Origin of the sequence: Allostreptomyces psammosilenae (assembly GCF_013407765.1) — a bacterium.
Lineage (GTDB): Bacteria > Actinomycetota > Actinomycetes > Streptomycetales > Streptomycetaceae > Allostreptomyces > Allostreptomyces psammosilenae.
Genome location: NZ_JACBZD010000001.1, coordinates 4,136,601 through 4,154,158 on the forward strand (window position 1 = coordinate 4,136,601; position 17,558 = coordinate 4,154,158).

Genomic DNA, 17,558 nt, shown 5'->3' on the forward strand with positions numbered 1-17,558 from the left:
GGGCCACCGTCGAGCGATCGCCGCCGATTGGACCGCCGCCCGGCGCGATCTGCCCCGGGCGCGACGGCCCCGCGGTGATTCGGCCCCGGAGTGATTCGCGGAACATTCCGGGGTCGGTGCCTACCCGCGCGTACGGCCGCCCCTACACTTCATCACTCATACGAGTGAAAAGGGCGGCGAACGGCGGTCCGGTCGGCAACTGATCCGGCATCGCCTCGTCACGCTTGATTGAAACATCGCGCCAGACGGCCGTACGGAGTCCCATCCGGTGTGCCGTGCTCGCGATGGCACGTGTCCTCCGCTCGCGCGACCGCCGGTCCCCGCGCCACCGCCGCATACCCCGTGGCAGTGGCGCACCGTACCCCGGCGCGGCGTGAGCGGGCCGCGGGTCAGCGCGTGGCACCGGGACGACCGACCGCGGGCACCTGCCCCTCGGCCGCACTCGAAGGGGAACGCGTATGCACATCACGAGCACGTCCGACGCCCTCGCGGTCGCCGGCCCGCTCGACGTCACCACCGCGGCGGACGCCCGGCGCATCCTGCACCGGGCGCTGGAGAACGGCAGTGGCGACCTGGTGCTGGACCTCGCCGAACTGGGCCCGTGGGACTCCACCGGGCTCGGCGTCATCATGAGCGCGCACCGTCACGCCGGGCGGCTGGACCGGCGGCTGGTGCTGCGGGCGGTCCCGGCGCGGATGCAGCGCCTGCTGGTCGCGACCCGCCTCAACCGCATCCTCGCCATCGACGGCGTGGACCCGACGGTGGCCTGATCCTCCCCCGGGCGCCCGCCCCTTTTCCTGACGAAACGTCAATTCGCTCTCCTGTACGCTTTTCCCTGCCACGCGCAGGCGGCGCGAACGGGAATACCCGCGCCCCGCCGCGGACCGGAGGCGGACTGGGGGCCGCCGAGACCCCGCCTAATGCGGACGTAGTGGGGTCATGCGGAGTATTGCGGACGATGCACGCACCGGCGTCGCCGTCGGTCCACCAGTTCGATTATCGTCCGGTCACCGACAACACACCGGCATCGCATCGGCGCGCCGCACAGGGCACAGGGGCACCGGATGGACTCGCGACACCTGGGAAGCGACGAGCAGGGCAGCGGCGGGGAGTTTTCGCCGTTCGGCACCGACGCCGACCTCAACAAGGGCAACTCGGAACGGCCGGAACGACCGGCCCGCCCCGCCCTGCCACGCCGCCGTGAGCGCCCCGCGCTCGGCGGCGGCACGCCGGCCGCGGCGCTGCCCGGGCCGCGCCCCGGTCCGGCGACGCCCGAACCGGCCCCGCTCGGCCCCGCTCTCGGGGGCGGCGCGCCGATGATCGGCCACCCCGACGAACTCGACGGCCCACCCGGGCCGGCCGGCGCCCGCCCCGGTGCCGCCCGCCCGGGTTCCGCCCGCCCGGGACTTCCCCAGCGCGGCGCACCCGGCCGGGGCCCGGCGGGGGAGCGACCCACCGGCGGGAACGGCGGCGGGAACAGTGGCGGCGCGAACGGCGGCTGGCCGACCATCGCCACGCCCTCCGACTTCGACGCCGAACCGCCGCTCCCGCCGCAGGCGACCGGCGGCCGTGGCGCCAGCACCGGCAGCGGCCTGCCCATCCGGCCCCGCAAGGGAGGCACGGGCACGCCCGGCGCCGGCTCGACCGGCGCCGGCGCGCCTGGCGTGAGCACGTCCGGCCCGGGCGTGCCCCGGGCGGGCGCCCCCGGCGTCGGCACCCCCGGCCTGGGCGCCTCTGGCACGGGCACGCCCGCTCCTGCTCCCAGCGCCTCCGCCGCAGACCTGCCCGGCGCCGGCCTGCCCGCCGCCGGCGAGACCGACGACGTGACGGAGACCATCGCCGACCGGGCCCTGGAGCAGACCGCGCGCCCCGGCTCGGGCGCCGCGGACCTGCTCGCCTACCGGACCTCCGGCGGGGACGGCGCCCCCACCGGCGCCTTCGACCCCGACGACGCGTTCGACGCGGACGACCCCGACGACCTCGACGGCGTCGACGGGGCCGACTCCGAGGACGACGCCGAGGTCACCAGCGTCATCGAGACCGTCGACCCCCTCGACCCCGCCGACGACCGCGCCCCCGCCGGCCGGGACGCCCGCGCCGGCGCCGGCCACGGCACGGGCGGCACCGGCCCCAAGCCCCGCCGAGGACGCCGCCGCTCCGGCGCCGCCGGCTCCGAACAGCGCGTCGTCGGCGACCTGCTGCTCACCATCGGCCTCCCCGAGGGCACCGACGTCGCCGTCTGCGCGCCCGAGGAGATACCCACCCCCGAGCGCCGGCCCGCCCCCGTCGCGCACGCCGAGGAACCCCTCGGCTCCACCGGCCTGCTCACCGAGCGGCGCGAACTGCTCGACCAGGCCACCGAACGGCTCGCCGCCGGCGGCTCCGTCTGGCTGTCCGGCGGCCACGGCTCCGGCCGCAGCGCGTTCCTGCGCACCCTGGCCCGCCGCTGCTCCGACATCGCCCCGGACGGCGTCGCCTGGATCGACGGCGGCGAGATGGGCGTCGAGGAGATCCTGCACCGCCTGCACGCCCTGACCAGCACCACCGGCGCCGAGTTCCGACCGGACCGTCCGGCCCTGGACCGCTGGCTGGGCGAGCTGGACGCCGTCGTCATCATCGACGACCTGCCCCGACTGGGGCGTGAGGCCGCCGAACTGCTCCGGCGCGCCCCCCGCTGCGTCTTCGCGGTCGCCGCGCAGCCCGGCGCGGAACCCCCCGAGGGCGCCGGCTTCACCACCGTCGAACTCCCTGGCCTGAGCCAGCAGGCCGCCTCCGGCCTGCTGGAGGAACTCCTCGGCCGCCGGCTGACCGCCGAGGAACAGGAATGGGTCTCCGGGGTCTGGTTCGAGGCGGAGGGCGTCCCGCGCCGCTTCACCCAGGCCGCCGAACTGCTGCGCCGCCGCGCCGGCGGCAGCTGGGCCGTCGCCCAGGGCCTCGCGTCCAGCCTCGACGACGAGTTCGCGTTCGACGACGAGGACGACGACGGCATCGGCCAGCCGCTGCCCAGCGTCGCCCAGACCGCCGGCGCCCCGGCGCTGCTGGCCCGCCAGCTCTCCGCCGACGCCCGGGCGGTGCTCCGGCTCTGCCTGGCGCTGGGCGGCGAGTGCCCGCGCCTGGAGCACCTGGCGGCGCTGACCGACTCCACGGGCGGCGAGTACGCCGTCTCCGAGCTGGCCCGGGCCGGCGTCCTCGTCGAGGTGGCCGGGCGGATGCGCCTGGTGCCGGGCGCCGCGGCCGTGCTGGAGGCCGAGCGCGGACCGGCGTCCATCGCCGAGGCCGCCGTCACCCACTTCATCTGGTGGTGCGGCCACCACGCGGTGCGGGCCGAGGACGTCGCCGAGCAGGCGCCGGCCGTGCTCGCTGCGGTGCGCGCCGCCGTGGCCCTGGAGCGCTACGAGGCGGCCCGCACCCTGGCCCGCACCGCCGCGCCAGCCTTCGCGCTGGCCTTCCGCTTCACCGAGTGGGAGGAGGTGCTGCGGCTCGGCCTGGTCGCCTGCGGGCGGTCGGAGTCGGACGCGCCCGGCGACGAGGCGTACTTCCGGCACGAGCTGGCGGTGCTCGCGCTCTGCCGGAACGAACCGGAACTGGCCCGCGCCGACCTGGCCGCCGCGGCCGCCCTGCGGGTGGCGGCGGGCGACCGGCGCGGCGCCGGGCTGGACGAGCGGGTCCTGGCGCTGGCCGAGGCGCGCGCCGAGGCGCTCGGCGGGGCCGACGGCCCGGCGGCCGGGGAAGGCCGTGCCGCCGGTTCGGCGCCACGGGCCCGCGGCGGCGCCGGTCGTGTGGCCGGGACGGTGGGGGCCGGCGGTGTCGCCGGTGCCGCTTCGGGCGCTGGTTCCGGCGCTGGTTCCGGCCCCGGTGGGGCTGGTGGGCCGGGCGCGTCCGGCGAGATGGCGGCGACCGCGATGCTGCCCACCGTCTCGCCGAACGGCGGTCCGGGCGGTCCTGGCGGTCCTGGCGCCGGCGGACCCGGTGGCCCTGGCGCCCCGGGCGCGCGGCGCGGTGGCGGCCGGAAGGCCGCGGCGACACCCGCCGCCGGCATGGCCGCGCCGGTCAAGGCGACGGCCACCGTGCCGCCGGCCGCCGGTGTGGGCGTCGGCGGGGGTGTCGGGGGCGGCGTCGGGGGTGCGGCGCGGTCGGCCGGAGCGTCGGCCGGCGGCACCGCCGAACTGCCCGCCGTCCCGGCCGCCTCGCCCCGCCACGGCCGCCCGCGCCGCGACCCGCGGCGCACCCTGGTGCTCTCCGCCGCGGCGGCCGTCTTCGTCGCCGTGCTCGGCACGATCGTCGGCCTCGGCGCCGGCTTCGGCGACGACGAGGACCTCACCCCGCTGAACGTGGTGCCGGCCGCCAGCTCCTCCGCCGAGGAGGACGACCGCGACACCCCGACCCGCGAGGGGGAGGACGACGCCAGCGACCGCCCGGACGCCTCCCCGTCCCCCTCGGTCGGCTCCCTGGAGTCCTCCGCCGCGCCCCTGGACCCCTCCCAGGAGGCCACGGACGAGGCGGAGGAGACCACGCCGGGGAGCGAGGAGGAGGACGAGAGCGACGGCGACCCGTCCGAGTCGGCCGGCGGCAGCGAGGACCCGCAGACCAGCGGCTCCCCGAGCGGCGGCGACGACACCGGCAGCGGTTCGTCCAGCGGCGGCAGCGGCTCCACCTCCGGAGGTTCGACCACCGGCGGCGACAGCGGCGGCGACGACTCCACCACCGGCGGCTCCGACGGTCCCGGCAGCCCGAGCAGCAGCCCGAGCTCCTCGCCGCCCTCGGACGGCGACAGCGACGGCGGCGATGCCGGCGGCGACAGCTCCGGCGACGCCAGCGGAGGCACCGGCGACGGCGGTGCCGGCGGGGACACCGACGGCACGACCGACGGAGCGACCGGCGGCGACAGCTCCGGCGACGCCGGCGGGGAGTCCAGCACGGGCGACACCACATCCTCCGGCACCAGCACCACGGCCGCCGGCGCCCGCACCACCGACCCCTCCAACACCCCGGACGTCTCCCCCTCCTAGGCCAGACGCCCCTCATCCCCAGGAAGAGGGGGCGCGCCCGGCGGGAAGAGCGATACCGAGGCAGTCAGCGGGCCCGGGAGGACCACCATCCTCCCGGGCCCCGGGCCCACTAGGGTTCCTGACGCAGCGGCCGCAAAAGGGGAAAGCCGGGCGGACGGTGCGTCTTAGCCGGTAGAGGAGACACTGGTTCCCGTGTGGCTGCACTAGGGGCGGTCGATGTCTGACTTTGGAGTCGGCGTTCGACCTTGCGTCGTTCCGCCTCAGTCAGGTTCCCGTCCTCGTCGTAGCGCCAGGGGTTGAGTCGTCTGTCCCAATCGCTCATCACGAACGGCCCTGCTTTCGCTCCTCTTCGATATCCCTGCGCTGTTGCTCGAAGAACTCCGCGGCTTGGCGTTGTGCTTGCTCACGTTCTTCCGGCGCCGCTTCCTGCCAGAAGCGGCGGAACCGCTCTGTGTGGCGGCCCAGTTCTTCGGTGTAGACCGAGTTGCGCATGGCTTCTCGAAGACTCACTCGACCACCGAGTACATCGCGCGCCATCTCGCCGAGCAGCCCGTTTGGGTCGTGTCGAGCGATCTCCTGCAGTTGCTTTCGCAAGACCCGGGCACTGACCTCGTCTTTGGCGATGTCGAGAAAGTCCGAATCCCCGACATGCTTCATGTTTTCGCTCAATCCACCACCCTCAGACGACCGGACTGTCGTAGGAGTCCGCTGGCAAGGGGAATCCCTCCAATTGGGCGGCGACCTCCATGCCGATGTTCTCCAACTGTCCGTACACCCCATTGACGATCATCTGGGCGTTGTTGATCTGCTTCGTCGCCTCCCCCCAGAGGTTGATGATTTCCAGAATCTGCATGGCGGCGACACCGTAACCCGCCATGGCGCCGGCTCCGGTCCAGGACATGAGCGAGCCGGCGGCGGCCGCGATTGCGGCTGTTGCCGCCTGGTCTCCGATGCGGCCGATGATGGCTCCGACCAACTCCCCCGTCATCCAGATGCCGTGGGCCGCGGACTCGTACTGGCCCTTCATGTCCTCTAGTGAGGACTTGATCTCGCGGATGTTCCGGGCGAGTTCGTCGAAGTACACGTAGGCGGAGTCCGCGGCGTTTCCGTGCCACGCCCCGTCCAGGGACTGGTTTCCGGCAGATATGTTCGCAGCGATTCCGTCACAGCAGGCCGCCAGTTTGCCCCAGGCGTCACCGCACTTCATATAGGCTTCCCAGTCGCCGGCGAACCACTCCTTCGCCTCGTTCATGGGATTGAATCCCAGCGCCATGTTGCAGATCTCCATCACCCAGTAGGTGGGGCTGATGAGGTCGCTGGCCTGGTTCAGCATGGTGAGCGGGGAGGAGAACTGGCCGGGAGCTTGAGGAGCGGTCAGGTTGCTGGTTGGTTCCGAAGTGTCTGTGAAGTTCACGTATGCTAGACCGTTCTCGTAGGATCAGCGCCTGGATGCCGGATACGTCGCGTCCATGCGTGCGGCCTCTCCCAGGTCGGTACCACGGTAGAATTCCGCGCACCGTGCCATCTCGGAGCTGGACTCGCTGACAACGGTGGACAGGCGTCGCAGAGTGGAGTCGACCGTGGCAGCCAGGCTGTCGTGCAACGAGAACAGACGCGTGAAAAGCCCTTGAGATGAATCCGGGATGCTCGTGTTCGCGTGGGTGTACCGCAGTGCCTCGTCCACGTCACTCTTCGCCCGTGCGAGAAGCTCCGCGAAGCCAGTCAAGGCGCGTTCGTCCACTTCAAACGTCAAACCAACCCCCGTGGTCTCTTTTCCTGCTTCCAGCACCGCGAGGTCACTGACTGTACGTCAGATGCTAGCCTACTGTACGTGATTGGTCATAACGGGAGTGGTGACGAGGGGCCCTTGCCGCTCGGGCCGCTCGGAGACGATGAGCGGGTGCGACGGATCCGGCACCGGCGGGACGCGGGCATCCGACGGGTCATCCTCGGGGTGACCTGTGTGTATCCAGCAGTCAGCCTCGTGTTGTTCGTGCTGACGTTCTGGCTCCCCGCCGGAGTGGGCTGGGTCACCGTGGCCAACCTGCTGTGGTCCGGGTTCGTCGCGGTGCTCGGCGTCATCGGCTACCGCAGGCGGAGCAACGCCCTCAGCTGGCTCGCGCTCGGGGCCTTCGTGGCGTGGTTCGCCCTCATGAGCGAGGTTGGGTAGGAGCCCGGTGGTCGGGCGACTGCGCTGACCGGTGCGCGACGGAGCGGGGTGTTCAGGAGACCGGTTCGGTGTGGCGGGCGCGGGAGGGCAGTTCGCCGAGCGGGCCGGTCAGGTAGTGCTGCACCACCGGGGCGTAGAGGGGGACCAGCTCCTCGGGGGCGGCCGAGGCCAGGGGCTCGATCTTGAGCACGTAGCGGGACATGGCCAGCCCCACCATCTGGGAGGCGGCCAGCGAGGCGCGCAGTTCGGGCCGGTCGTCGCCGAGCGCGCGGGTCAGCCTGCCCAACACCTGGGAGGTGAGGAACTCCCGCAGCATCGCCGCGGACTGCTCGTGGGTGACGGAGGAGCGCAGCACGGCGGCCACCCGGCTCTGGCCGGGCAGTGCCTCCTCCCACACCCCGAGGACGGCGGTCAGCAGCCGCCAGGCGACGGTCTCCCGGTCCCCGGCGAGCACGTCGGGCAGGATGTCGGCGGGGGAGACCGGCAGTTCCATGGTGTCGGCGAACAGCCGGTGCTTGGAGCCGAAGTAGTGGTAGACGAGCGCCGGATCCACCCCGGCGGCGCGGGCGATGCCGCGGATCGTGGCGCGGTCGTAGCCGAGCTCGGCGAACTGGGCCCCGGCGGCGTCCAGGATGGCCTGCCGGTTGTCGGGGGAGCCCGGCGTTCGCCCGGTGCGCGGCTTGGCGGGCATGGCGCTACTCCCTCGGTGACGACGCGTCGGCGTGACGGCGTGACGGCGTGACGGCGTGCGGACCGCGGCCCGGGAGGCGGACGGCGGACGCGGCCGGCGGCGTGGACGGGTTTCCGGCCACGCGAATACCAACGCTTGTTGACTTTCGAACAAGGATACCCGGGACGGGCGCGGGCGGACGGGAAACCGCTCCGCCCGCGCCGATCCGGGCGTGACCCCGGCACGGGCGCAGCGGGCCGCAACGGGCCGCACGGGCGGACCGGGGCGCGGCGCGGCGGAGGAGCGCGGCGGGAGGTCAGAACAGCCGGAGCTTGTCGTCCTCGATGCCGCGCAGGGCGTCGTAGTCCAGCACGACGCAGCCGATGCCGCGGTCGGTGGCCAGCACCCGGGCCTGCGGCTTGATCTCCTGGGCCGCGAAGACGCCCTTCACCGGGGCCAGCAGCGGGTCCCGGTTGAGCAGTTCCAGGTAGCGGGTGAGCTGCTCGACGCCGTCGATCTCGCCGCGGCGCTTGATCTCCACCGCGACGGTGCCGCCGTCGGCGTCCCGGCACAGGATGTCCACCGGGCCGATGGCCGTGGGGTACTCGCGGCGGACCAGCGTCCAGCCCGCGCCGAGCGTCTCTATGCGGTCGGCCAGGAGCTCCTGCAGGTGCGCCTCGACGCCGTCCTTGACCAGGCCCGGGTCGACGCCGAGTTCGTGGCTGGAGTCGTGGACGACCTCCTCGATGGTGATCAGCAGCTTCTCGCCGCCCTTGTTCACCACCGTCCACAGCCCGTCCTCCTCCCTCAGCGTGCAGGGCGGGGACATCCAGTTCAGCGGCTTGTAGGCGCGGTCGTCGGCGTGGATGGACACCGAGCCGTCGGCCTTGATCAGGATGAGGCGGAGCGCCGACGGCAGGTGGGCGGTGAGCCGGCCGGCGTAGTCCACGGAGCAACGGGCAATGACGAGACGCACGCCAGGCACCCTAGCCCGGCCGGTGGACGTGGGGCGAACTCGCCGGTGGGCGCGTGCGGCGGGCGACCGGTGACCGGAGGGCGCGGGTGGTGACCCGGAGTATGCGCCGGGGTGCGCTCCGGGAGTCACGGATGCGCCGGGGGGCGCGTCCCGGCGTACCGCGCGCGGGCCGGACACACCGTGCCGGCCTGCGGGGATGTCCTCGGTGCCGTCGCCCTCGGCGTTTCGGAGTTGGCGAAAAACGGATCCCTTCTAGCGCGCTATGTGCGAGATGACTTACGGTGTGTCACGGGCCGGAGGTCACGGGACGCGCACCAGTCCCCGCTGGATCACGTCATGCTCGCGTCATTCGCGTGTCCGCGACCCACTCCGGCCCGTCGGGACCCACGCGTCCCGGCAGCACCAGCCGCGCGCGCACCAGTGGCGCGCCCAGCACCACCCGCACCGCCGGCACCCGCACCGCAAGCACCACAGCACCGCAACTACCACAGCACCACAGCACCACGGCACGACCTGGGAACCATCCGGAACCGTGCCCGGCCAGCCGGTCGGGCCGCGAGAGGAGAACCATGTCGCTCGACGTCTCACCACAACTCCTGGCCAAGGCCGAGCAGGGGCCAGTGGACGACGCGGAGTTCGTCGACTGCGTCCGGACCTCCCTGCCCTACGCCTGGGAGATGATCAGCTCGCTGGTGGCGCGGCTGCGGGCCGACGGCGGCCCGTTCGCCGACAACACCACCCCGCCGCCCAGCGAGCGTGAACGCGGACAACTGCTGCGGGCGATGGCCTCCGACGCGATCCGCGGCGCGCTGGAGCGGCACTTCGAGGTGCGCCTGGCCTTCCAGAACTGCCACCGGGTCGCGGTGTTCCCCACGGACGGGGCCGGGGAGGCCGTGCGGGAACGTTTCACCTCCGTGCGGGCGCAGCTGCTGAACCAGTCGCCGGTGCTGCGCGACTGCTGAGCCGCGGGGCCGTGCGGTCCCCACCCGGCCGCACGGCCCGCACCGCCGGCGCGCGACACAAAACGCCTTGACAAATCCCGGTCAGCGCCGGAACGGGCCCGGGGCAGGCCCTAACCTGTACGGGTGAGCCCGCGACGCAACCGCCCCAACCGCCCACAGCCGCCCACGTACTCGGAGAGCGGTTTCGGCAACGAGCGCACCGAGCCGTACGCCGGCGGCGAGTGGGTCGTGCGCTCGGTGGCCGGCACCTCCGCCGCGAAGCACTACCGCTGCCCGGGGTGCGAGCAGGAGATCCCGCCCGGCGTGGGCCACGTGGTGGCCTGGCCGCAGCACGGCGACGTCGACGACCGCCGGCACTGGCACCGCGCCTGCTGGAACGCCAGGGACCGGCGCCGCCCGGACACCCTGCGGGCCCGCAACGCGCCGCGCTACTAGCCGCCCGCCGGCCAGCGCCGGCCGCGCGCGCCGGTTACCGTGCGGCCATGACGGAATCGCCCCACCCCTTCCCCGCGTCGACGGCCGGCGCCGACACCCTCTTCGTCCGGGAGAGCGGCGTCGGCCACCCCGTCGTGCTGCTGCACGCCTTCCCGCTCTCCTCCCGGATGTGGGCGGCCCACCACGACGGTCTGATCAGCGACTCCTGCCGGCTCATCACCCCCGACCTGCGCGGCGCCGGCCGCACGCCGCTGGGCCCGGACGCCCCCGACCTCGACGTCTGCGCCGACGACGTCGCCGCGCTGCTGGACGCGGCCGGGCTGGACCGGGCCGTCGTCGGCGGGGTGTCCATGGGCGGCTACGTCGCCCTCGCCTTCGCCCGGCGCCACCCGGAGCGGCTGAGCGGACTCGTCCTGGCCGACACCAAGGCGGCGGCCGACACCGAGGAGGCCCGCGCGAACCGGCTGCGCATCGCGGAGACCCTGGAGCGGGAGGGCACCACCCGGGTGCTGCTGGAGAACGTGCCGAACCTGGTCGGCGAGACCACCCGGCGCCAGCGGCCGGACACCCTCGCCGAGATCGAGGCGATGGTGCGCGAGACGCCCGCGCGGGGCGCCGCCTGGGCGCAGCGGGCCATGGCGGCGCGCCCCGACAGCGGCCCGGGGCTCGCACGGGTGGAGGTGCCCGCGCTGGTCCTGGTGGGGGAGGAGGACACCATCACGCCCCCGGAGCACGCCGGGGAGCTGGCCGAGGCGCTGCCGAACGCGCTGCTGGAGACCGTGCCGCAGGCCGGACACCTCGCCGCGGTGGAGGATCCCCGGGCCTTCGCCGGACACGTCGTGCGCTTCGTGGCGGCCCTCGGCGAGGACTGACGCCCCGACGACGGCGGCCCCAGGCCCTCCGGGGCGCGGCGGCGAGGCCGGAAACGGGCGACGGGCCCGTTCTCCCCACCCGAGAGCGCGGATGGGGGGAACGGGCCCGTCATGGGCGGCGAGCCGCCGGCGGCGGGCCCACGGTGCTGGTCACGGGGGAACCAGCGCGGGCCCGCGGCTGCCGATCCGGACCGGTCGCCGCCACGGCCCTCGCCGCGACCGACGCGACCCCAGCCCTCGCGGTTCCAGCCCTCGCGGCCCCAGCCCTCGCGGCGTCAGCCGCGCTGCTGCGCCTGCGCCGGGACGGTGCGGGTCAGCGGCTCGTCCTGCGGCTCGCTGGCCGCGGCCACCGCCGCGCCGGTCAGCGTGGCCAGCATCTCCCGGACGTTGGTCAGCTGGGCGTTGATGCTGTCGCGCCGGTTGGTGAGCGCCGCCAGCTCCCGCTCCGCCTCGGAACGCACCCGGTCCGCCTTGGCGTTGGCGTCGGCCACGATGTCCTCGGCCTGCCGCTGGGCCGTCTCGACCGTCTGCCGGGCCCGGCGCTCGGCGTCCGTGCGCAGCTTCTCGGCCTCCAGCCGCAGCTGCTCCGCGCGGTGCTCGATCTCCGCCAGCCGCTTCTCCGCCTTGGCCTGACGCGCGGCCAGGTCCCGCTCGGACTGGTCGCGCCGCTTGGCCAGGTTGGTCTCGAAGTCCGCGGCGGCCTGCGCGGCCTTGGCCCGCGTCTCCTCGAAGAGCGCGTCGGCCTCCTCCCGCTTGTTCGCCGCGTCCTTCGCCGCGTCGGAACGCAGCTGCGCCGCCTCGGAGGTCGCCTTGTCGATGATCCGGGCGCCCTCCTCCTCGGCCTTCGCCTTGCGCTCCGCCGCGTACTTCTCGGCGTCGTTGCGCACCTGCTGGGCGGCGGCCTCGGCGAGCTCCCGGTGCTGGTCGGCGGCGCGGCGGGCCTCGTCGCGCAGCTCCCGGGCCTCCTCCTCGGCCAGTCGCAGGATCTTCTCCACCCGGGCGCCGAGCCCGGCGTAGGAAGGCTCCGCCTCGGCCGCCTGCGCCTGCATCGTCTGGCTTTCGAGGTGCAGTTCCTCGATGCGCTTCTCCAGCGCGGTGATCCGGCTGAGCGCGCTGTCGCGGTCGCTGACGAGCTTGGCGATGCGCTCGTCCACCTGGGCCCGTTCGTATCCGCGACGCACGATGTCGAAGCCGTGCAGTGAGGATGTGTCGCTCATGGATTTCCTGTCGTGTGACCTGGCCCCCGCCCGCCGGGAGGGAACGGGAGGGGAATGGGGGATGTCGATCCGTCAGTCCCGTCCCGGCTCGGACGGTACGGACGGCACGCTGCTGGCTCACTGCCGCCCCGGCGGACAGGCCGCGCGGGCCGGCTGGACGTCGTTCCAGGTGTGCCCGACACTCCGGACCGCCGCCTCGCCTGGCGTTCGCCCCGAGGTGCTGCCGAGCCGACCGGACGCCACCGTCGGGCCCCGTCCAAGCTCCACGACGCCCCGGGAGGAGGCCCGGCGAGGTGACCGCGTGACCCTCCCCGGCCACGCGCCGCACCCCGCTGTGCCATGGGGGGTGCCGGACCCCCCCGATCCTAGTGCCGTGTCACGCCACGCGCGCTACGGGTGACAAACCTCTGACCGAGTGCCAACCGCGCGGCGTCCGGCGGGATCGGGCCGGCCGGCCACGCCCAGCCGTGCCGGCCGCGTCGACCGGCCGGCGGCGACGCGGCCCGACACCGAGGTCGATTTCTCGCCTCCGGGCCTTCTCGCCATCGTGGCACGTTTCCGGCCCCGTATCACCCGATTGCCGACGTCGGCGAGTCAGGTCCGCTCATTCGGGTGGCCTGCCGTCACCCCGCTTGCCCGGACGGCCCGCGGCGGCCGCCGCCGGAGGCCCCGGCGGCCTGCTGGGCTTCGGCGGGATCGGCCGACGCTCGGTACCGCTCTCCCGGCCGGAACGCGCTCCGTCCCGACCGCCGCGGCCGGACGAGCCGCCCTCCCGGCCACCGTCCCTGCCGCCACGGCCGTCCCGATCGTCCCGGGTGTCACGACCGTCCCGGCCACCGGACCGGCCGCCCGGGCCCTGGGACGCCCCCGGGGCCTCGGAGGCTTCCGGGGCGTCCTTCGCGGACGACGCGCCACGCCCGGCCGCCTTGCCGTCCGCCCGGCCACCGCCCGCGGACTCCGCCCCGGCCTCGCCGCCGGCGTCCGCACTCCCGTCCGACCTGCCCTCCGGCGCCTTCCCCCGGGACGCCCCGGCCAGCCCGAAGGACCCCATCGCCTCCAGCACGTCCTGCACCCGGGAGATCTCGGCGTTGATGTCCCGACGCCGCCGGGCCAGCTCCTCCAGCTCCCGCCGGGCCTCCTCCAACTGCCGGTCGGACTCCGCCCGCGCCTCCTGGAGGATGCGGTCGGCGTTCTCCTCCGCCTTCTCCCGCATCCGGTCGGCGTGCCGCTCGGCCTCCTCCCGGGTGGCCCGCGCGTCCGCCCGGGCCTCCTCCAGGATCCGCTCGACCTCGCGCAGCGCCTCCTCGGTCCGCTCCGCCTCCTGCTCCTGGATCCGGCGCAGCTCCTCCTCGGCCTCCGCCTTGCGCTGCTCGGCCTCCTTCAGCAGCGTCTCCGCCTTGCGGACCGCCGCCACCCGCACCCGGCTGGCCTCCGAGGACGCCTGCTCGGTCAGCTGCGCGGCCTGCTCCTCGGCCTCCGCCAGCGTCCGCGCCGCCTTCTCCTTGGACTCCGCCAGCTGCTCCTCGGTCGCCGTGATCAGCTTGTCGACCCGCTCGCCGGCCGAGCGCAGCGCCTCCGCCGCCTCCCGGCGGGCACGCTCGTGCAGCCGCTCGACCTCCTGCTCGGCGCGCTCGCGCAGCTCCTCGGCCCGCTCCCGGATCGACGCGGCGTCCCGCCGCGCCTCCACCAGCATCTCGTCCGCGCCGTGCCGCGCCTGCTCCACCATCGCCGCGGACCGCTCCGCGGCCTCCGCCACCAGCCGGTCGGCCTCCTTGCGCGCGGCCGCCACCAGCGCGTCCGCCCGCTCCTCGGCCGCCGCCGCGGTGCTCATCGCCGCCGTGCGGGTCTCCTGGAGCAGCGCGTCCGCCTGCGCCGACGCCTCGGCCCGCAGCTCCTGCGCCGCCGCCCGCGCCTGCGACTCCACCCGCTCGGCCTCCGCCAGCGTCCGCTCGCGCAGCTCCTCGGCCTCCGCCCGCGCCCGCGCGAGGGTGTCCTCGGCCAGCACCCGCAGCTCCTCCGCCGCGGCCGACGCCTCCGCGCGCTCCCGCTCCGCCGCCGCCCTGGCCTGCGCCAGCACGTGCTCCGCGTCCGCGCGCATCGCCTCCGCGTCGGCCAGCGCCTCCGCCCGGGTCCGCTCCGCGTCCTCCGCGGCCATCCCGGCGACCCGCTCCGCCTCCGCGTTCGCCAGCGCCGCCAACTGCTCGGCCTCGCCACGGGCCCGCGCCACCAGCTGCTCGGCGGCCTGGTCGGCGTCCTCGCGGACCCGCTCCGCCTCGCCGCGCAGCTCGTCCGCCATCCGCTCGGCCTGCGCCCGCATGCCCTCGGCCGAACGCTGCGCCGACTCCAGCAGCTGCTCCACCGTGCTCTCGGCGTCCTGCCGCAGCTCCGCCGCGGCCGCCTCGGCCTCCTGCCGCAGCCGGACCGCCTCCGCACGGGTCGCCCCGGCCTCGGCCTCCGCCTCCTCGCGCAGCAGCCGGACCTCGCGCTCGGCCACCTCACGGGCCTGCTCGATGTCCGCCTGCGCCCGCTCGCGCGCCGTCTCCACCTCGGCGCGGATCTCCCGCGCCCGCTCCTCGGCCTCCCCGACCAGCCGCTCGGCCTCGGCGTTCGCCTCCTCCAGACGGGTGCGGGCGGCCACCTCCAGCGCCTCCGCCTCGGCCCGCAGCCGCTCCGCGTCCGCCTGACCGGCCTGGCGCTCCTGGGCCGCGGCGGCCCGCGCCTGCTCCAGCTCCCGCTCCGCCTCGGCGTGCAGCGTCTCGGCGCTCCGCCGCTCCTCGGCGGCCTCGGCGCGCAGCCGCTCCAGCTCGTCCTGGGCGTCCGCGAACAGCTTCTCGGCCCGCTCCCGCGCCTCGGCGGTGGTCCGTTCGGCCGTCGCGTCCGCCTCCTGGCGCACCCCGGCCGCCTCGGTCTCCGCCCGGGCGCGCAGCTCCTCCGCCTCCTGGCGGGCCGCCGCCAGCAGCTCCTCCGAACGCAGGGTCGCCGACTCCACCTCGCGGGCGGCCGTCTCGCGCGCCTGCTCCCGCAGCCGCTCCGCCTCCGCGCCGGCGTCCCGCAGCAGATCGTCCGCCTCGGAACGCAGCCGGTCCGCCGCCTCCGCGGCCCCGGCGCGGTCCTGCTCGGCCTGCTCCCGCAGCCGACGCGCCTGCTCGCGGGCGGCCTCCGCCTCCTCGTGGACCTCCACGGCGGCCCGCTCGGCCTCCGCGCGCCCCTGCTCCCGCAGCCGCTCGGCCTCCTCCTGGGCGGCCCGCAGCGCCTCCTCCGCCTCGACCCGGACGCGCTCGGCCTCCTCCCGGGCCCGCTCACGCTCCCGCTCCGCCTCGGCCAGCGCCTCCGCCGTGGCGCGCTCGGTCTCCTCGGCGGCACGCAGCCGCGCCCGCTCCGACTCCGCCTCCGCCTCGGCCAGCAGCTCCGCCGCCCGACCGGTCGCCTCGGCCAGCGCCTCCGCCGCGGCCCGCTCCCCCTCCTCGCGCAGCGCCCGCGCCGCCTCCTCACGCGCCAGGCGGGCCTCCTCGTCGGCCTCCTCCCGGAGCCGACGGGCCTCCGCCTCGGCCTCGGCGCGCTCCCGCTCCCCCTCCGCCTTGAGCCGGTCCACCTCCTTGGTGGCCCGCTCCACCATGCGCGCCACCTCGGCCTTGGCCGTGGCGATCCGCTGCTCCCCGCTGGCCTCGGCCTCCGCCCGCACCCGCTCGGCCTCGGCCCGCAGCGCCTCCGCCTCCGCGCGCAGCGTCTCCGCCACGGCCCGCCCCTCGGCCTCGGCGCGCTCCGCGGCCTGCCGGGCCTGCTCGCGCACCTCCTCGGCCTCACGACGGAACTCCTCGGCACGGCGCTGCTGCTCGGCGGCGTCCGCGCGCGCCTGCTCGGCCGCGGCCAGCGCCTCCGCCCGCACCTGCTCGGCCTGCGCCTGCGCGGCCAGCCGCAGCTGCTCCGCCTCCTGCTCGGACTGCAGCGCCGCCTGCCGGGCCTGCTTCTCCGCCGCGGTCAGCAGCCGCTCCGCCTGGGCACGGGCCTGCGCCAGCAGCGTGTCGTTCTCCGCCCGCGCGGCCTCGAGCTCGGCGGCGGCCCGCAGCCGGGCCTCCTCGGCCAACTGCTGCGCCTGCGCCTGGGCCTGCGCCATCAGCTGGGCGGCCTCGCCGCGGGCGCCCGCGATCACCGTCTGCGCCTCGGCCTCGGTGTGCGTGCGCAGCTGCTCGGCCCAGGCGACCCGCTCGCCGATCTGCTGCTCGGCGGCGCGGCGCCGCTCGACCAGCTCCTCCTCCAGCTGCCGGCGCCGGCCGGCCAGCTCCGCCTGCCAGTCGGACTCCAGGCGGGCGGCGCGGTCGGACGCCTCGCGCAGCAGCCGGTCGGCGTGGGCGCGGGTGGTCTGCAGCTCCCGCTCGGCGACGGCCCGGATGTGCTGCGCCTGCTCCTCGGCCTGGCGCATCAGCTGCTCGGCCTGCGCCTGGATCGAGTCGAAGCGCGGCTGGGCCAGCTGCCGGCGGGCCTCGTGCAGCTTGGCGCGCAGGACCTCTACCTGGTAGCCGAGGTCCTCGGCGTGGGTGATGGCCGCATCCCTCGCCTCTCGGAGCCGCTTCATCTCGGCTTCGAGTTCGGTGAGGTGGTCCTCACCCTCGTAGCGGTCGTTGCCCCGCACTGCGCGGTCCCATCCATCCCCTGGTCGGTTCCTCGACCAGCACCGTCCTGCTCGTCGCGGCTGGCCCTTGCTCTTGCGTCCTGTGCCCTTCCTCCCTGTCCTCCCGAGGGCAGGAGGGCCGGTACCGTCGACGCCTTCCTCCACCCAAGCGGGTGGACACCGTCCCGCGGCGCCCGGCCGGACAGTCTCACCCGGACGGCGCTGGAGGTGTCACCCGGAAGAATGGTGTCAGACCCCGGCGGGACGGCGGCAAACCAGGGCCGTTCCGCCCGCCCGCCGTGCGGGAGGCTCCGTCCCGAAGCGGCGCCGCCGGGACGGTGGACCGTCCACCGCCGCCGCCCGCTCCGCCGCCACCTGGAGTTTCGCGCGGCGCCGGCTCGGGCTGTGCGGCCGGTGTGGCGTGGGTGGCCGCGCGGCCACGCAGTCTACCCCGCCGCGGTACCGCGGGGCCGAGCCGAAACGGCGTGCGAGCGGCCGGAATCTGGCGTGTCGCTGTGGTGCTCACGGTGAGGGCGACGGCGCGGCGGGGGTGGCTGGTTCCGTGTTCGAGCCGGTCGGTTCGCATTCGCACGGGCACGCCGCGCCGGGACGTCCCGCCCGGCCGGGTCAGCCCTGCT

General features: G+C 75.5%; 13 protein-coding genes. 6 read left to right on the forward strand and 7 right to left on the reverse strand.

The features are described from left to right. The first annotated feature begins 458 nt into the window (after positions 1 to 458). Both FHU37_RS17165 and FHU37_RS17170 read left to right on the forward strand, forming a co-directional pair. On the forward strand, positions 459 to 770 hold the full coding sequence (locus tag FHU37_RS17165; protein WP_179815043.1) for an STAS domain-containing protein: 312 nt from the start codon (positions 459 to 461) through the stop codon (positions 768 to 770). A 294-nt stretch (positions 771 to 1,064) separates the two neighbouring features. Next, on the forward strand, positions 1,065 to 5,009 hold the full coding sequence (locus FHU37_RS17170) for a hypothetical protein (RefSeq protein WP_179815044.1): 3,945 nt from the start codon (positions 1,065 to 1,067) through the stop codon (positions 5,007 to 5,009). 321 nt (positions 5,010 to 5,330) lie between these two features. On the opposite strand, the gene FHU37_RS17175 is transcribed toward FHU37_RS17170, so the two are convergent. Genes FHU37_RS17175 through FHU37_RS17185 form a run of 3 tightly spaced genes read right to left on the reverse strand, consistent with a single transcriptional unit; the run spans position 5,331 to position 6,798 of the window. After that, positions 5,331 to 5,678 (reverse strand): hypothetical protein, encoded by a 348-nt coding sequence (locus FHU37_RS17175; RefSeq protein ID WP_179815045.1) that lies wholly within the window; start codon positions 5,676 to 5,678, stop codon positions 5,331 to 5,333. A 10-nt stretch (positions 5,679 to 5,688) separates the two neighbouring features. Continuing rightward, positions 5,689 to 6,423, reverse strand: coding sequence for a hypothetical protein (locus FHU37_RS17180; protein ID WP_179815046.1), 735 nt, complete (start codon positions 6,421 to 6,423; stop codon positions 5,689 to 5,691). Positions 6,424 to 6,447: 24 nt separating this feature from the next. Further along, complete coding sequence (locus FHU37_RS17185; protein WP_179815047.1) at positions 6,448 to 6,798, reverse strand: hypothetical protein; 351 nt, start codon at positions 6,796 to 6,798, stop codon at positions 6,448 to 6,450. Positions 6,799 to 6,972: 174 nt separating this feature from the next. Here FHU37_RS17185 and FHU37_RS17190 point away from each other — a divergent pair, with 174 nt between their 5' ends. Continuing rightward, positions 6,973 to 7,179, forward strand: a complete 207-nt coding sequence (locus FHU37_RS17190; protein ID WP_179815048.1) for a hypothetical protein — start codon at positions 6,973 to 6,975, stop codon at positions 7,177 to 7,179. 52 nt (positions 7,180 to 7,231) lie between these two features. Here the strand turns inward: FHU37_RS17190 and FHU37_RS17195 are convergent, their stop codons facing one another. Then, complete coding sequence (locus FHU37_RS17195) at positions 7,232 to 7,870, reverse strand: TetR/AcrR family transcriptional regulator (RefSeq protein WP_179815049.1); 639 nt, start codon at positions 7,868 to 7,870, stop codon at positions 7,232 to 7,234. A gap of 295 nt (positions 7,871 to 8,165) precedes the next feature. Next, on the reverse strand, positions 8,166 to 8,825 hold the full coding sequence (gene nucS, locus FHU37_RS17200; protein WP_179815050.1) for an endonuclease NucS: 660 nt from the start codon (positions 8,823 to 8,825) through the stop codon (positions 8,166 to 8,168). Positions 8,826 to 9,394: 569 nt separating this feature from the next. On the opposite strand from nucS, the gene FHU37_RS17205 reads away from it, so the two are divergent. The 3 genes from FHU37_RS17205 to FHU37_RS17215 all read left to right on the forward strand — a co-directional run bounded on the left by FHU37_RS17205 (position 9,395) and on the right by FHU37_RS17215 (position 11,094). Further along, positions 9,395 to 9,787 carry an SCO5389 family protein gene (locus FHU37_RS17205; protein WP_179815051.1) on the forward strand — a complete coding sequence of 131 codons (393 nt, stop codon included), beginning with the start codon at positions 9,395 to 9,397 and terminating at the stop codon, positions 9,785 to 9,787. Between the two features lie 123 nt (positions 9,788 to 9,910). Further along, a complete protein-coding gene (locus tag FHU37_RS17210) occupies positions 9,911 to 10,222 on the forward strand; it encodes an Rv1322 family protein (RefSeq protein ID WP_179815052.1) in 312 nt (103 codons plus the stop codon). Positions 10,223 to 10,269: 47 nt separating this feature from the next. Next, a complete protein-coding gene (locus FHU37_RS17215) occupies positions 10,270 to 11,094 on the forward strand; it encodes an alpha/beta fold hydrolase (RefSeq protein ID WP_179815053.1) in 825 nt (274 codons plus the stop codon). Between the two features lie 275 nt (positions 11,095 to 11,369). Here FHU37_RS17215 and FHU37_RS17220 read toward each other — a convergent pair whose 3' ends face one another. Together FHU37_RS17220 and FHU37_RS29050 are read right to left on the reverse strand one after the other, a co-directional pair. Further along, positions 11,370 to 12,311 (reverse strand): coiled-coil domain-containing protein, encoded by a 942-nt coding sequence (locus tag FHU37_RS17220; protein ID WP_179815054.1) that lies wholly within the window; start codon positions 12,309 to 12,311, stop codon positions 11,370 to 11,372. Between the two features lie 604 nt (positions 12,312 to 12,915). Further along, positions 12,916 to 16,941 carry a polarized growth protein Scy-related protein gene (locus tag FHU37_RS29050; protein WP_179815055.1) on the reverse strand — a complete coding sequence of 1,342 codons (4,026 nt, stop codon included), beginning with the start codon at positions 16,939 to 16,941 and terminating at the stop codon, positions 12,916 to 12,918. Positions 16,942 to 17,558: the final 617 nt, after the last annotated feature.

Bases quoted from the DNA above. Each gene is read 5' to 3' on its own strand.
- FHU37_RS17165 (WP_179815043.1), top strand. From the start codon at position 459: ATGCACATCACGAGCACGTCCGACGCCCTCGCGGTCGCCGGCCCGCTC.
- FHU37_RS17205 (WP_179815051.1), top strand. From the start codon at position 9,395: ATGTCGCTCGACGTCTCACCACAACTCCTGGCCAAGGCCGAGCAGGGG.
- FHU37_RS17215 (WP_179815053.1), top strand. From the start codon at position 10,270: ATGACGGAATCGCCCCACCCCTTCCCCGCGTCGACGGCCGGCGCCGAC.
- FHU37_RS17195 (WP_179815049.1), bottom strand. From the start codon at position 7,870: ATGCCCGCCAAGCCGCGCACCGGGCGAACGCCGGGCTCCCCCGACAAC.
- FHU37_RS17170 (WP_179815044.1), top strand. From the start codon at position 1,065: ATGGACTCGCGACACCTGGGAAGCGACGAGCAGGGCAGCGGCGGGGAG.
- FHU37_RS17220 (WP_179815054.1), bottom strand. From the start codon at position 12,311: ATGAGCGACACATCCTCACTGCACGGCTTCGACATCGTGCGTCGCGGA.